Source organism: Enterobacter sp. HNDS-6 (genome assembly GCF_039850505.1).
GTDB classification, from domain to species: Bacteria; Pseudomonadota; Gammaproteobacteria; order Enterobacterales; family Enterobacteriaceae; genus Enterobacter; species Enterobacter kobei.
In genome coordinates this window covers 1305924-1320062 of record NZ_CP156673.1, presented here as the reverse complement: position 1 = coordinate 1320062, position 14139 = coordinate 1305924, and the positions used below count along the sequence as shown (strand labels likewise).

The window sequence follows — 14139 nt, the reverse complement described above, 5'->3', positions numbered from 1 at the left end:
TTTGCCTGGCGGCGCTGCGCTTGCACAGGCCTACGGTTTTGTAGGCCCGGTAAGCGCAGCGCCACCGGGCAAGAAATCAAATCGCTAATGCCAGCTTCGTCCCCTGTGCAATCGCCCGCCGTGCGTCCAGCTCCATCGCCACATCGCATCCGCCAATCAAATGCACCGTTCTTCCGGCTTCGCGCAGCGGATCCGCCAGATCCCTTCTCGGCTCCTGCCCGGCACACAAAATCACATGATCCACGCGCAACAGCTGCGGTTCACCGCCGATCGTAACGTGCAGACCCTCGTCGTCGATCTTTTCGTAGCTCACCGCCGGGATCATCTTCACCCCGCGTGAAAGCAGGGTTGCCCGGTGGATCCAGCCCGTGGTTTTACCCAGTCCTTCGCCCGGCTTGCTGGCTTTACGCTGCAGCATCACAATCTGACGCGGGCTTTTCGGCAATTGCGGTCCTTCCGGACGCAGGCCGCCGGACTGGCTCAGGCTGGTGTCGATACCCCATTCCACGCAAAACTCGGCAATGTTCTGGCTGGTGGCCTCACCCGGCTGGCTTAAGTACATGGCGGTATCAAAGCCAATTCCGCCGCAGCCGATAATCGCTACGCTTTTCCCGACCGGCACTTTGTCACGCAATACGTCGAGATAGCTCAGCACTTTTGGATGATCGATACCTGCGATCGCAGGCGTTCGCGGTACGATCCCGCTTGCCAGGATCACCTCATCAAAACCGATCAGATCCGCCGCGCTGACAAACTGATTGAGCCGGAGCTCGACGCCCGTCAGGTCGATCATCCGGCGGTAGTAGCGCAGGGTCTCGTAGAACTCCTCTTTGCCGGGGATCTGTTTGGCGATATTAAACTGCCCGCCAATCTCGCCTGCGGCGTCAAAAAGCGTCACGCTGTGGTCGCGCGAGGCGGCATTCACTGCAAACGCCAGGCCCGCCGGGCCTGCGCCCACGACGGCCAGGCGTTTTATGCTGGCCGCCGGAACGATCGGCATTTTAGTTTCGTGGCAGGCTCGCGGGTTGACGAGGCAGGAGGTCACCTTGCCGACGAAGATCTGATCCAGGCAGGCCTGGTTACAGCCGATGCAGGTGTTGATCTCATCCGCGCGTCCGCTTTGCGCTTTGGACAGCAGCTCGGCATCCGCAAGGAACGGCCGCGCCATCGACACCATGTCGGCATCGCCGCGCGATATCACATCGTCCGCCACCTGCGGGTCGTTAATGCGGTTGGTGGTGACCAGCGGAACAGACACTTTGCCTTTCAGCTTGCGCGTCACCCAGCTGAATGCCGCGCGCGGCACCGGTGTGGCGATGGTCGGAATACGGGCTTCGTGCCAGCCAATCCCGGTGTTAATGAGGGTGGCACCAGCGGCTTCAATCGCCTGCGCCAGCTGCACGGTTTCGTCGAACGTCCCGCCGCCCTCCACCAGGTCGAGCATCGACAGGCGGAAGATGATAATAAAATCTGTTCCTGTTCGTTCGCGCACCGCGCGCACAACTTCAACGGCAAAGCGCATGCGGCGAACATAGTCGCCGCCCCATTCGTCCTCGCGCTGGTTAGTGCGGGCGGCAAGGAATTCGTTGATCAGATAACCTTCTGAGCCCATAACTTCGACGCCGTCATAACCTGCTTCACGCGCCAGCGCCGCGCAGCGGGCGAAGTCGTCAATCAGCGCTATGATCTCGTCGTGGCTGAGGGCATGCGGTGTGAAGCGGTTAATCGGCGCCTGAATGGCCGACGGCGCGACCAGTTTCGGCTGATAGCTGTAGCGCCCGGTGTGCAGGATTTGCAGGGCGATTTTGCCGCCCTCTTTGTGAACCGCGTCGGTAACGATACGGTGATGTGCAAGCTGGCTCGCATCGTTCAACACCGCGCCACCTTCCATCGTCACGCCTGAAGACGCAGGTGCTACGCCACCGGTGACAATCAGCGCCACGCCATGCCGCGCGCGCTCGGCGTAGAAGGCCGCCAGACGCTCGGCACCGTCCGGACGCTCTTCCAGCCCAGTGTGCATCGAGCCCATTAACACGCGGTTTTTAAGGGTGGTGAACCCCAGATCCAGGGGGGCGAACAACGACGGGTAGCGGCTCATAGTCTCTTCCAGTGTAAAATTATTGTTATGTGGTCGGATGAGTTACTAATTTAGCCAGCGGCAGCGGAAAGGTAAAAGCGGGATCGAATGATTGTGATAGATCTCAAAGAACTTCCCCGGTGGCGCTGCGCTTACCGGGGCTACAAAACCGTAGGCCGAATAAGCGCAGCGCCATCCGGCGTATTTTACGGCGCCGCTGCCCGTACCAATCCCGGGGCCTGCCACATCGATGTGGTCAGCCCGCTATCCACCAGCCCAAGCTGGTCGGCATACACCGCCTGCCATTTTTGCATCATGCCGTCATACAGCTCACGATGCTGGGGATTTGGCGTGAACTCGCGGCTCCACTTCACCAGCCGCTCGCCCGTTGAGGCCATATCTGCAAATAATCCCGCGCCTGCGCCTGCCGCAATCGCGCAGCCGAGCGCTGTCGCCTCTTTCACTTCCGGCACGCGTACCGGCAACCCGGTGACGTCGCTTAAGATCTGACTCCACAGGGCGCCTTTTGCTCCTCCGCCCGCAAAAACTAAACTTTCAAACGTCACGCCGGAGAAGCGCGAAATCTGCGCCAGGTTGCAGGCCGAAACGATTGCCGCATTCTCTTCCAGGGCACGGAACAGCGTCGCTTTGTTGCACTTTTCCGGGTCGATAGAGAGGTTAATAAACGACGGCGCGGCGTGGTACCACTGCTTGAAATGCATCGCGTCGGAGAAGATCGGCATCACCCCGTGGGAGCCTGCCGGCACGCGGCTCGCCATCTCTTCCAGCAGAGTATAGGTGTCCACTCCCATCCGCCCGGCAATCAGCTTTTCTTCTGCGCAAAAGGCGTCGCGGAACCAGCGCATGGTCAGCCCGGTGAAAAAGCTGATCGACTCCGCCTGGGCCATGCCGGGGATGACGTGCGGGTTCACGCGGATATTCATATCGGGGTCGGTGCGCACCTGCGGCAGGTTCACCACCTGCTGCCAGAAGGTGCCGCCCAGCACCGCCGTTTGTCCGGCGCGGACCACGCCCAGCCCCAGACAGCCCAGCTGCACGTCGCCGCCGCCCATCACTACCGGTGTGCCCTCGCGCAGGCCGCTTTGCTGTGCGGCTTCACGGGTAATGGCCCCCAGCACGGTGCCGGTCTCTTTCACCGGGGAGAGAATGTCGGCGCGCAGCCCGGCCATGTCCAGCAGCGCCGGACGCCAGTCGCGGGAGAAGAGGTCCAGCATGCCGGTGGTGCCCGCATTGGAGGGATCCACCGCCAGCTCGCCGGAAAGCTTCGCCGCCAGCCAGTCGCTGATCATGGTGATGGTCGCGGCTTTGCGGTAGATGTCTGGGCGATGGTGCGCCAGCCACAGCAGGCGAGGCATGGCGCTCAGGGCGAGAGTTTGCCCGGAGACGTCATACACTTCGGATTCAAAGCGGTTGTCGTGGATCTCTTTGAGTTCCGCCACCTCGCGGCTGGCGCGGGCGTCAACGTTGGCACAGGCCCAGATGGCCTCGCCGTTGCGGTCGTACAGCACAATCCCTTCGCGCATCGAGCAGCAGGAGACGGACTGAATATCCGCCGCGCCCAGGTGCGCGCGTTCCAGCGCCTGATGAATGCACCGGCAGGTCAGGCGCCAGTTGGTGTCGAGATCGAACTCCATCGACCCCGGCACGTTCTCCACGCTCAGGTGCTTCCACTCGGCCTGGCCGACGGCAATCTGGTTGCCCTGTAAATCGAAAATCACGGCGCGAACGCTGCCGGTCCCTGCATCTAACGCTAAAAGGTAACTCATGAGCTTGCCTCGTTGTTAGCGCAGGGCATCCCCGTTACGTCAGGGCCAGCACCGCGCGGGCTGTCGTCTCCTCCGTCACCAGGCCATTGATACGGCGACCCTTAAGTGCGGCATAAATCGCATCGGCTTTCTCTTCCCCGCCGGCCACGCCAACGATGGTGGGCAGTTGCGCCAGTTCATCGAGCGTGACGCCGAGTAATTCTTTATGGATCTCCAGCTCCTCAACGCATTCCCCCTCGGCATTAAGGAAATAACCGAGAATGTCGCCGACTGCGCCTTTGCGGGCGTACATCAGCTGTTCACCTTCGCTGATATAGCCGGAGCGCAGTATCGTGGCGTCACGGCGCTGGTTCACCGAACCAATGCCAACCACCGCCACGTCGGCGGCGGTGGCGGCGAGGATCACGTCCCGCACGCTGGTTTCACGTTTTAAGATCCCGGCAACGGAGGCGGATGACACGCGCAGCGGGGCGGGGATCATGCTGACGCTGCAGGCCGCGTCCAGCTGGCCGATACCGGTCATATACGGCCCGACGCCGCCGGAGAGCGTCACCAGGCGGATCTGCTGCGAGCTGATAAAGCCGCTCAGGTGCTGCAGGCTGCTCATGGTCGTTTCACCAAATCCCACCGCCAACAGCTGGCCGGGCTCCAGCACGCCCATTAGCGACTGCGCCGCGCCAATGCCCAGCCGCACGTTCATCGGCGGCGTATTCAGGGCGGGCATCACGCGCACCAGCTTCAGCCCAAAGCGCTGCTGTAGTTCGGTTTCCAGCGCCAGACAGCCCTCGTAACGGGAGTTGATCTGCACGCGGATCACCCCGGACTGGCGGCCTTTCTCCAGCAGACGGGAGATCTTCAAACGCGGCAGCCCGAGTCGCTCACCGATGTCGTTCTGGGTCAGCCCGTCGTGGTAATAGCACCAGGCCACGCGCGCCACCAGCTCCTCTTCCGCCAGCGCCAGCCCGGCAAACCGTCCTTCTTCCGCAGTGCGTTTATCGCTCATAATTGAACTCTTATAAAAATTTAGATCATATGTTCGTGATGACGCGAAGGGAAAATGTGAGCCACGCGACAAAACGGATCTTTAAGCGGGTTTCTGTTTTATCTGGATCTTAATCAATAAAACTGTGATCCCTGCACGGTTGTAAATATAGTTCACCGTCTACGCTTTTGAACATTATTAAATCTAAAAATCATTTGTTCAATAGCGGAGCGATGATGACACCACTTATTGAAGCGCGGGGGATCAGCAAGCAGTTCTCGGGCGTGCCGGTGTTAAAAGGCATTGATTTCACGCTGCTCGCGGGCCAGGTACACGCCCTGATGGGCGGGAACGGCGCGGGAAAATCGACGCTGATGAAGATCATCGCCGGAGTTGAAACGCCCGACAGCGGTGAACTTTCGGTTGCGGGGGAGTCTTTTGCACGGCTTACGCCAGCGCAGGCGCATAAGCTCGGCATTTATCTGGTACCGCAGGAGCCGCTGCTGTTCCCCAACCTGACGGTGCGGGAAAACATCCTCTTTCGCCTGCCCCGTGAACGGGATCTGGAACCGCGCCTGGCCGATAAGCTCCAGCAGCTGCAATGCCAGCTTAACCTTGATGCCACCGCCAGCACTCTGGAAGTGGCGGATCAGCAGATGGTAGAGATCCTCCGCGGATTAATGCGCAACGCCAGGATCCTGATCCTCGACGAACCCACCGCCTCGCTCACGCCCGGCGAAACCGAACGCCTGTTCCGCCAGATCCGTGCGTTGCAGGCGCTTGGCGTCGGCATTGTTTTTATCTCGCATAAGCTGCCGGAAATTCGCCTGCTTTCGAGCCACATCTCGGTGATGCGCGACGGTGCAGTGGTGCTGAGCGGTGAAACCGCGCAGTTTGACGATAACGCCCTGATTGCCGCCATGACGCCAGTGAGTCGGGAAAAATCTCTGAGCGAGACGCAAAAGCTGTGGCTGGCGTTGCCGGGCAACCGCCGCACCCAGCCGCAGGATTTCCCGGTGCTGCGCGTGGAGGATCTCACCGGGGAGGGGTTTATCGATCTGAGTCTTGAGATCTTCGCCGGTGAGATCGTCGGCCTGGCCGGGCTGGTGGGATCCGGGCGCACCGAGTTTGCCGAAACGCTTTACGGCCTGCGTCCGGTGCGCGGGGGGCGCGTCTGGCTGGAGAATCAGGAAATCACTGCCGAGCCGCCTGGTTCACGTCTGGAAAAAGGGCTGGTTTACCTGCCGGAAGACAGGCAGGTTTCCGGCCTGTTCCTCGACGCGCCGATCCGCTGGAACACCGTGGTGCTGAACGAGCCGTCTTTCTGGCAGCAGCGCAAGCGGGAGTCGGCGGTGGTAGAGCGCTATCACCGTGCACTCGGGATTAAGCTCAACCATGCGGATCAAACCGTGCGTACGCTCTCCGGCGGCAACCAGCAGAAGGTACTGCTGGCGCGCTGTCTGGAGGCCAATCCTTTACTTCTTATTGTCGATGAACCGACGCGTGGCGTGGACGTCTCCGCGCGCGCCGATATCTACCAGCTCATCAAAAGCGTAGCCGCGCAGAACGTCGCGGTACTGATGATCTCAAGCGATCTCGATGAGTTCCCGGGCCTTGCCGATCGCGTACTGGTGATGCATCAGGGCGTACTCAGCGGCGAGCTGCCGCGCCATGCCGTTAGCCTCGACAGGATGATGGCGCTGGCGTTCGGAGGGCAATCATGAAGACCTTATTAAAGAACCGTGAGTTGAGCGCGTTTCTCGCCATTCTGGCACTGTTTGCCGTGCTGGTGGCGCTGAACCCGTCTTACTTCAGCCTGCAAACGCTGGGGATGATCTTCGCCAGTGCCCAGATCCTGATCCTGCTGGCCATCGGTGCCGCGCTGGTCATGCTGACCCGCAATATTGACGTCTCGGTGGGCTCGACCGTTGGGCTGTCGGCAATCGCCGTCGGCGTGGCGCTCAATGGCGGCTACAGCCTGCCCGTTTCCATCCTCTTCGCACTGTCGATTGGCGCACTGGCCGGGGCGTTCAACGGCGTGCTGGTGGTGGGGCTGCGCATCCCGGCGATTGTCGCCACCCTCGGCACGTTGGGGCTGTATCGCGGGGCGATGCTGCTCTGGACGGGCGGGAAGTGGATTGAAGGGTTGCCGCCGGGGCTGAAATCTCTCTCTGAACCGCTTGCCATCGGCATGTCGCCACTCGGTATGGTGGTGTTAATTATCGCAGCCGCGGGCGCGTGGACGCTGTCGCGTACCGCGTTCGGCCGTGATTTCTACGCGGTGGGGGATAACCTCGCCGCCGCGCGTCAGCTGGGCGTAGCGGTGAACCGCACCCGCATGCTCGCCTTTACCCTGAACGGCATGCTGGCGGCCTGCGCAGGGATTGTCTTTGCCGCGCAAATTGGTTTTGTCCCCAACCAGACCGGCAGCGGGCTGGAGATGAAGGCCATCGCCGCCTGCGTGCTCGGGGGGATCTCTCTGCTGGGCGGCACCGGCACGCTGATCGGTGCCTTGCTTGGGGCTTTCTTCCTCACCCAAATCGACACCGTACTGGTGCTGTTCAGGCTGCCAGCCTGGTGGAATGACTTTATCGCCGGGCTGGTGCTGCTGGGCGTACTGGTGCTCGACGGGCGGCTGCGTCAGGCGCTGGCGCGCCATCAGCGGGCGCTGAAATACGGCCGCTTCCAGCCAGGTCACAGAGGGGGAAAGCACGTCACTCCCTTTCCCAAACGCAAAAAAGAGGTGGCGTAAATGAAGCTTAACTGGGAAAGCGCGCTGCTGGTTTTGCTGGTGCTGGAGATCCTGCTCTTTGGCGCCATTAACCCGCGCATGCTCGACATCAATATGCTGCTGTTCAGCACCAGCGACTTCATCTGTATCGGTATCGTGGCGCTGCCGCTCACGCTTGTCATTATCAGCGGCGGGATCGACATCTCGCTGGGTTCGACCATCGGCCTGTGCGCCATCGCGCTGGGGGTGATGATGCAGGCCGGGTGGCCGATGGCGGTGGCCATTCCGCTGACGCTGCTGCTCGGCCTGCTGTGCGGGTTGGTGAATGCGGCGCTGATCCACTACACCGGCATCAGTCCACTGGTGATTACCCTCGGCACGCTCTATCTCTACGGTGGCGGGGCGTTGCTGCTTTCCGGCATGGCGGGGGCGACGGGCTATGAGGGCATCGGCGGCTTCCCGGACAGCTTTACCGCGTTCGCGAATCTCACGGTCGTTGGCCTGCCGCTCCCGCTGGTGCTGTTCGCTGTGATTACCGTTTTCTTCTGGCTGATTACCCACCGCGGGCGCTTTGGCCGTCATCTGTTTTTGATTGGCCAGAACCCGCGTGCGGCACGCTATGCGGCGCTGTCGGTTAACGGTATGCCCTACGCGCTGTATGGTCTGGTGGGCGTGGCCTCGGCCATTGCCGCACTGGTCATGGTCTCCTATTTCGGTTCCGCGCGGTCAGATCTGGGGCGCGATTTGCTGATGCCTGCGCTCACCGCCGCCGTACTCGGCGGGGCGAATATCTACGGCGGGTCAGGTTCGGTTGTCGGTACGGCGCTGGCAGCGCTGCTGGTGGGGTACCTGCAACAGGGTTTACAGATGGTCGGCATCCCCAACCAGGTATCGAGCGCGCTTTCAGGAGCGCTGCTGGTTGTGGTGGTGATGGGTCGTTCGCTGAGTCTGCACCGCGAATGGGTGCGTTCTCTCTTTAGAAAACTTTCCGGAGCGTAAAGATGAAAACAAAACTGATAGTCCTGGCAATGGCCCTCAGCTTCGCCTCGGCGCAGGCGGCGGATCGGATTGCCTTTATCCCGAAACTGGTGGGGGTTGGCTTCTTCACCAGCGGCGGCAACGGTGCGAAAGAGGCGGGGAAAGACCTCGGCGTGGACGTCACCTATGACGGTCCAACCGAGCCGAGCGTTTCCGGCCAGGTGCAGCTCATCAACAACTTCGTTAACCAGGGCTACAACGCGATTATCGTCTCTGCCGTGTCGCCGGACGGCCTCTGCCCGGCCTTAAAACGCGCGATGCAGCGCGGCGTCAAAGTGCTGACCTGGGATTCCGACACCAAACCGGAGTGCCGCAGCATATATATCAACCAGGGGACGCCGGAACAGCTCGGCGGCCTGCTGGTGGAGATGGCGGGCAAGCAGGTCACCAAACCGAATGCCAAAGTGGCATTCTTCTACTCCAGCCCAACGGTCACCGACCAGAACCAGTGGGTGAAAGAGGCGAAGGCTAAAATCGAGAAAGATCATCCTCAGTGGCAGATCGTGACCACTCAGTTTGGCTATAACGATGCCACCAAATCCCTGCAAACCGCCGAGGGGATCTTAAAAGCGTATCCGGATCTGGATGCGATCATCGCCCCGGATGCCAACGCCCTGCCAGCCGCTGCGCAGGCAGCAGAAAACCTGAAGCGGGAAGGGGTGGCGATTGTCGGGTTCAGCACGCCAAACGTCATGCGTCCATACGTGGAGCGCGGCACGGTAAAAGCCTTCGGCCTGTGGGACGTGGTGCAACAGGGCAAAATTGCGGTCAATGTCGCCGATCGTTTACTGAAAAAAGGCGATCTTAACGTTGGCGACAGCGTGGACGTGAAAGAGATCGGTACGCTGAAGGTCGAACCGAACAGCGTGCAGGGCTACCAGTATGAGGCGAAAGGTAACGGCATCGTGCTGCTGCCGGAACGCGTGGTGTTCACTAAAGAGAACATCAACAAATACGATTTCTGACGGGGGAACAAATGGCTGATTTAGACGACATCAAAGACGGGAAGGATTTTGGCATCGGCACGCCACAGCAAAATGTGCCGTTTACCCTGAAGGGCTGTGGTTCGCTGGACTGGGGGATGCAGTCCAGGCTTTCGCGCATCTTCAACCCGCAAAGCAACCGCACGGTGATGCTGGCCTTTGACCACGGTTATTTCCAGGGGCCGACCACCGGCCTTGAGCGTATCGATCTCTCCATTGCGCCGCTGTTTGGCGAAACCGATGTGCTGATGTGTACCCGCGGTATCCTGCGGAGCACCGTGCCTGCGGCCACCAACAAACCGGTTGTGCTGCGCGCCTCCGGCGGTAACTCAATTCTGGGCGAATTGTCCAACGAGTGCGTGGCGGTGGCAATGGAAGATGCGCTCCGGCTGAACGTCTGCGCGGTCGCAGCACAGGTCTACATTGGCAGCGAGTTCGAGCATCAGTCGATCAACAACATCATCAAGCTTGTCGACGCCGGTGCCCGCTACGGCATGCCAACCCTCGCGGTGACAGGGGTGGGGAAAGAGATGGCGCGCGACGCGCGGTATTTCTCACTTGCCAGCCGCATTGCCGCCGAAATGGGGGCGCAGTTCGTCAAAACCTATTATGTGGATGAGGGCTTTGAAAAAGTCACCGCCAGCTGCCCGGTGCCGATCGTCATCGCCGGCGGCAAAAAGCTGCCGGAGCACGAGGCGCTGGAGATGTGCTGGCGCGCGATTGACCAGGGCGCATCCGGTGTGGACATGGGGCGCAATATCTTCCAGTCCAGCGCGCCGCTCGCCATGCTGAAGGCAGTGAAAAAAGTGGTTCACGAGAACATGAGCGCCCGTGAAGCGTTCCAGTTCTGGCAGGAAGAGAAACAGGGAGAAGCAAAATGAACGTGACGTTAGTGGAGATCAACATCAAACCCGAGCGGGTGGACGAGTTTCTGACGGTGTTTCGCGCCAACCATGAAGGGGCGATTAAGGAGCCGGGAAACCTGCGTTTTGACGTCCTGCAGGATCCGAGGGTGAAAACCCGGTTCTTTATCTACGAAGCCTATAAAGACGAAGCGGCGGTGCTGGCGCATAAGCAGACGCCGCACTATCTGGCGTGCGTGGATAAGCTTGAGGACCTGATGTCGGAGCCGCGCAAAAAACGCAGTTTTGTGGGGTTGTTGCCGGAGTAGTTTTTTTTGCCCGGTAGACCGGTCTGCCGGGCAAGCATCGATCAGGGATGATGCTTTTGTAACGTTGTGAGCAGGCTGTCTGCACAATATTGTCTGAGGAGTTTTTCATCTCTTTCAGGCAGGTCGCTGTGAAGAAACGCTTCCAGACTCTCGGTATTTACACCGTTAAAAATGAAAATACGGTCGGGATGGTAAAGCGCCATGTTTTTAATCGACGCGTTTGTGGTGATCAGCTTCTTATTCAGAATCAGGGCTTCCAGAGCGCGGAGAGTTAATCCCTGTTGCTCAGGTTTGTTTATTTCCAGCATGACAGAGCAGCGTTTGGCTTTTTCAATATTTTCCTGATAACTCAGTTTTTTATTTTGACAATTATCGGGATAGTTACCCTGGTTATCGTACTTATCCAGCAGGTAGAAATCTGTCTTGTAGCCGCAATTTTCGAGTACCGGCGTCAATGTGCGCACAACATTTGCGCGAATGGGTTCATAGCCACCGACAAAAAAACAGCTTTTATTTTCAGTTGGATTTTGTTTTTGAAACTGCTCGATTTCTTTCCAGCTAAAGGGCAAAAACTGCTCAATCGCACGCAGGTTATAACGTTCGCAATCGGCGGGATCAAAGCTATAAATAGCATCAAAGACCGGGCGAACGGTCTCGATGTAATCTTGATCCTGAGCCAGTTGCCCAAGGTGACGTCGTTTCCGTGTCAGGGCTTCAACGGAGTCGCGGAGAATCAGCACTTTTTTACAAGGCATACTGGCGACATAATCCAGGAATGGAAAGACGCTGTATCCATTGCAAATCGCAATATCATCGGGCTTGATTGCTGATAATTTCACAGCACAGTGGGTGCGTTTATGCCATTTTTTTAATGCGTTGCCTGGTAACAGGGCATTGATTGATTTATAACGTCGCATAATGCGATTAATTTGCTTAACGGGATGATCCTGAGCAAGCGAATTAAGCATCATGATTTCGAAAGGATTGACCCATTCCAGAAAAAAATAGCGCATGGTCCCTCAGAGGTGGCTGGCCGATTATCGGGAAATGATATCTCATACTGGAAAAGGAATCATTATTGCGAGATTCCACGTTTGATCGGGGACGCAACAGATTGATGAAGTTTTGTAGGCCGGGTAAGCGCTAGCGCCACCCGGCATTTTTCAGGCCAGCTTAAGGTCCGCCAGGATCGCAGCAAGCGCCTCGCGCGGCTCACCCTGAATCGCCTGCAGTGGGAAGGGGAGCGCCGGTGCCTCCACTTTTCCCATCATCTCGGCTGCCGCCGCCATCACCCGCAAGCTGCCGTAACGGCGGAACAGCGCCCACAGTGGCTCCAGACGTTCTGATTCCATGCTGTCCTTCGAGTGCGCAATTGCCAGTGCCGCCTGAGGGAACAGCCCGCCGACGACGGAATACCAGACGTCAAACCCGGCCTGCAGGGCGGATCCTGCCCGCCAGTCGCCGCTTATCCCCAGCGTGACCGTCTTCGGAAGACGCGCCCGCACCTGCGACACATCCTCCGGCATGTGGCCCATTTTCACCGAGCCAATATTGGGCAGCGCCGCCACGGCAAACATCAGCTCGTCGCTAAACTCAAACCCGGTGGTGGCGGGATTATCATAAACGCACAGCGGGACGGAGAGCTGGCGAGTTACCGTCTCATACAGCGAATAGACCTCGTCCGTCGTCAAACGCTGGTACGACACCGGTGCCATCAGCACGCTGGATGCACCTGCCTTCTGCGCGTGCTCAGCCAGACGCAGAATGTCATCCAGTCTCAGTGCGCCAATACTGACCATGACCGGAATGTCATTGGCATGTTCTACCGCGCAGCGGGTAATGTGCGTGCGCTCCTCAACGGTGAGGTAGGCATAGCTGCCCGTTGAACCCAGAATACCCAGCGAATCCACCCCCGCGTCGATCAGGGGGCGCAGCAGGTTGATAAAGGCCTGCTCGTCAAACTTCCCCTCTTTCAGGGGCGTTAACGGAAACGCACTTAACCCGTGAAACATCGTGTTGTCCTCTTACAGTTCCAGCAGTTGAACCTGAGCCGTTGCGCCTGGCATTAATCGTTGCAGATTGCTGACCAGCTCCTCGCCCGCTTCTTCGAGCGCACCTGACGGCATCGTTGGCAGACTTTCGAGAATAAACCACATGGTCTGCGCCTGGCTATCAAGACGGGTACGTATTCCTTGTCGCCAGTTCCAGCGACGACAGGTGACGCCCATATCGTCGCGCCAGATGACCTCGCCAGCATCCGGGTATTCCACCACCGGCTGGCCCTCTTTCAGGGTGTCAAAGGGTTCATTGCCCTCGGCCAGCGTCAGGCGCGGCGCACCGGAATAGGCCGCGAGATTCTCGCCCCCTACCGGAATGGCGTAGCGAATACTGACCGCATTATAGATGTCCACCACCGGGTCGAGTGAAGGTAGCGAACCGTCTTTAAGCACCCGCTTTCGCAGTGCGGAGGCCGAGCAGGGGGTACGTTTTGGCTTCGCGCCAAAGTTTTTAAATACCTCATCCCAGGCAGCGAGATGCGCTTGTGCCCACGGTACATCATCATTCAACACCTGCTGGCAAGCCTGCGTCAGCGCGGCGGGGGCAACTTCTGGATGGGTAATCTGTGCGGCTTCAACCAGAATGCTCAGCGCCCGAAAGCCCGGGGCAATCCCGGCAAGACGCGGGTCTATTGACGGCGTAACGAGAGACATAAATAATCCTGTATTGACTGTTTTATACCATGGTAGTGACCAATGACTGATAAAGTCAATATAATGACTGAGCAGGGGGCCGATGTTGCCCAGGTAAGCCTGGCCGTGGCGAACCGCATCCGCAACTGGCGTAAAGATAAAAAATTGTCGCTGGATGAGCTATCCCGCCGCGCCAGCGTCAGCAAAGGCATGCTGGTGGAAATCGAAAAGGGGGCCGCCAATCCCAGTATCGCTATCCTGTGCAAACTGGCTGCCGCGCTGGGCGTTTCCGTGGCGGATATTGTTAACGTCTCCAGCGAACCAGTCGTGCATGTTATTGAAAAACAGGCCATCCCGGTTCTGTGGCAGGGCGCAAAGGGCGGTTCTGCCAGATTACTGGCGGGTACCGCTGGCCCGGACATGATTGAACTGTGGCAGTGGGAGATGCAGCCGGGGGAACACTTCTCTTCACCGGGGCACCCGGCAGGCACATGTGAACTGCTACACGTGAACGAGGGGGTATTGTCGCTGACGGTGGGCGAGACGGTGACGCAGGTTGAGGCTGGCGCGTCGGCGGTCGCCAAAACCGAAATGGCGCACGGCTATGGGAACGAAGGCGATACCGTGCTTCGCTTCACCATGACGGTGGCGGAGTTTCACCGGTAAAAAACTGCCCGGTG

At 59.1% G+C, this 14139-nt stretch carries 13 protein-coding genes; 7 read left to right on the top strand and 6 right to left on the bottom strand.

The features are described from left to right. Positions 1-76: 76 nt before the first annotated feature. The 3 genes from ABFI50_RS06095 to lsrR form a co-directional block, all read right to left on the bottom strand. Positions 77-2098 carry an NADPH-dependent 2,4-dienoyl-CoA reductase gene (locus tag ABFI50_RS06095; protein ID WP_248178714.1) on the bottom strand — a complete coding sequence of 674 codons (2022 nt, stop codon included), beginning with the start codon at positions 2096-2098 and terminating at the stop codon, positions 77-79. Between the two features lie 185 nt (positions 2099-2283). Beyond that, positions 2284-3864, bottom strand: coding sequence for an autoinducer-2 kinase (gene lsrK / locus ABFI50_RS06090; protein WP_045281422.1), 1581 nt, complete (start codon positions 3862-3864; stop codon positions 2284-2286). 34 nt (positions 3865-3898) lie between these two features. After that, the gene (gene lsrR, locus ABFI50_RS06085) at positions 3899-4867 is read right to left on the bottom strand and encodes a transcriptional regulator LsrR (RefSeq protein ID WP_023338807.1); all 969 of its coding nucleotides are present in this window, start codon (positions 4865-4867) and stop codon (positions 3899-3901) included. A gap of 215 nt (positions 4868-5082) precedes the next feature. Between lsrR and lsrA the strand changes: the two genes are divergently transcribed. Genes lsrA through lsrG form a run of 6 tightly spaced genes read left to right on the top strand, consistent with a single transcriptional unit; the run spans position 5083 to position 10769 of the window. Then, positions 5083-6570, top strand: a complete 1488-nt coding sequence (gene lsrA / locus ABFI50_RS06080) for an autoinducer 2 ABC transporter ATP-binding protein LsrA (protein ID WP_023331353.1) — start codon at positions 5083-5085, stop codon at positions 6568-6570. After that, positions 6567-7598: an autoinducer 2 ABC transporter permease LsrC gene (gene lsrC, locus ABFI50_RS06075; RefSeq protein WP_023338805.1), complete on the top strand. Its 1032-nt coding sequence runs from the start codon at positions 6567-6569 to the stop codon at positions 7596-7598. The genes lsrA and lsrC overlap by 4 nt, the downstream gene beginning before the upstream one ends. Further along, positions 7599-8576 carry an autoinducer 2 ABC transporter permease LsrD gene (gene lsrD / locus ABFI50_RS06070; RefSeq protein WP_045134798.1) on the top strand — a complete coding sequence of 326 codons (978 nt, stop codon included), beginning with the start codon at positions 7599-7601 and terminating at the stop codon, positions 8574-8576. A 2-nt stretch (positions 8577-8578) separates the two neighbouring features. Beyond that, a complete protein-coding gene (gene lsrB / locus ABFI50_RS06065; RefSeq protein ID WP_014885310.1) occupies positions 8579-9580 on the top strand; it encodes an autoinducer 2 ABC transporter substrate-binding protein LsrB in 1002 nt (333 codons plus the stop codon). An 11-nt stretch (positions 9581-9591) separates the two neighbouring features. Then, positions 9592-10479 carry a 3-hydroxy-5-phosphonooxypentane-2,4-dione thiolase gene (lsrF, locus tag ABFI50_RS06060; RefSeq protein ID WP_014885309.1) on the top strand — a complete coding sequence of 296 codons (888 nt, stop codon included), beginning with the start codon at positions 9592-9594 and terminating at the stop codon, positions 10477-10479. Continuing rightward, the gene (gene lsrG, locus ABFI50_RS06055; protein ID WP_023331350.1) at positions 10476-10769 is read left to right on the top strand and encodes a (4S)-4-hydroxy-5-phosphonooxypentane-2,3-dione isomerase; all 294 of its coding nucleotides are present in this window, start codon (positions 10476-10478) and stop codon (positions 10767-10769) included. The genes lsrF and lsrG overlap by 4 nt, the downstream gene beginning before the upstream one ends. A gap of 41 nt (positions 10770-10810) precedes the next feature. Here lsrG and ABFI50_RS06050 read toward each other — a convergent pair whose 3' ends face one another. The 3 genes from ABFI50_RS06050 to ABFI50_RS06040 form a co-directional block, all read right to left on the bottom strand. Beyond that, positions 10811-11782: a hypothetical protein gene (locus ABFI50_RS06050; RefSeq protein ID WP_045134799.1), complete on the bottom strand. Its 972-nt coding sequence runs from the start codon at positions 11780-11782 to the stop codon at positions 10811-10813. Between the two features lie 150 nt (positions 11783-11932). Next, a complete protein-coding gene (locus tag ABFI50_RS06045; RefSeq protein ID WP_045281423.1) occupies positions 11933-12781 on the bottom strand; it encodes a dihydrodipicolinate synthase family protein in 849 nt (282 codons plus the stop codon). A gap of 12 nt (positions 12782-12793) precedes the next feature. Then, positions 12794-13480 carry a B3/4 domain-containing protein gene (locus tag ABFI50_RS06040; protein WP_023331348.1) on the bottom strand — a complete coding sequence of 229 codons (687 nt, stop codon included), beginning with the start codon at positions 13478-13480 and terminating at the stop codon, positions 12794-12796. A gap of 42 nt (positions 13481-13522) precedes the next feature. Here ABFI50_RS06040 and ABFI50_RS06035 point away from each other — a divergent pair, with 42 nt between their 5' ends. Next, a complete protein-coding gene (locus ABFI50_RS06035) occupies positions 13523-14125 on the top strand; it encodes a helix-turn-helix domain-containing protein (protein ID WP_014885304.1) in 603 nt (200 codons plus the stop codon). Positions 14126-14139 lie beyond the last annotated feature (14 nt).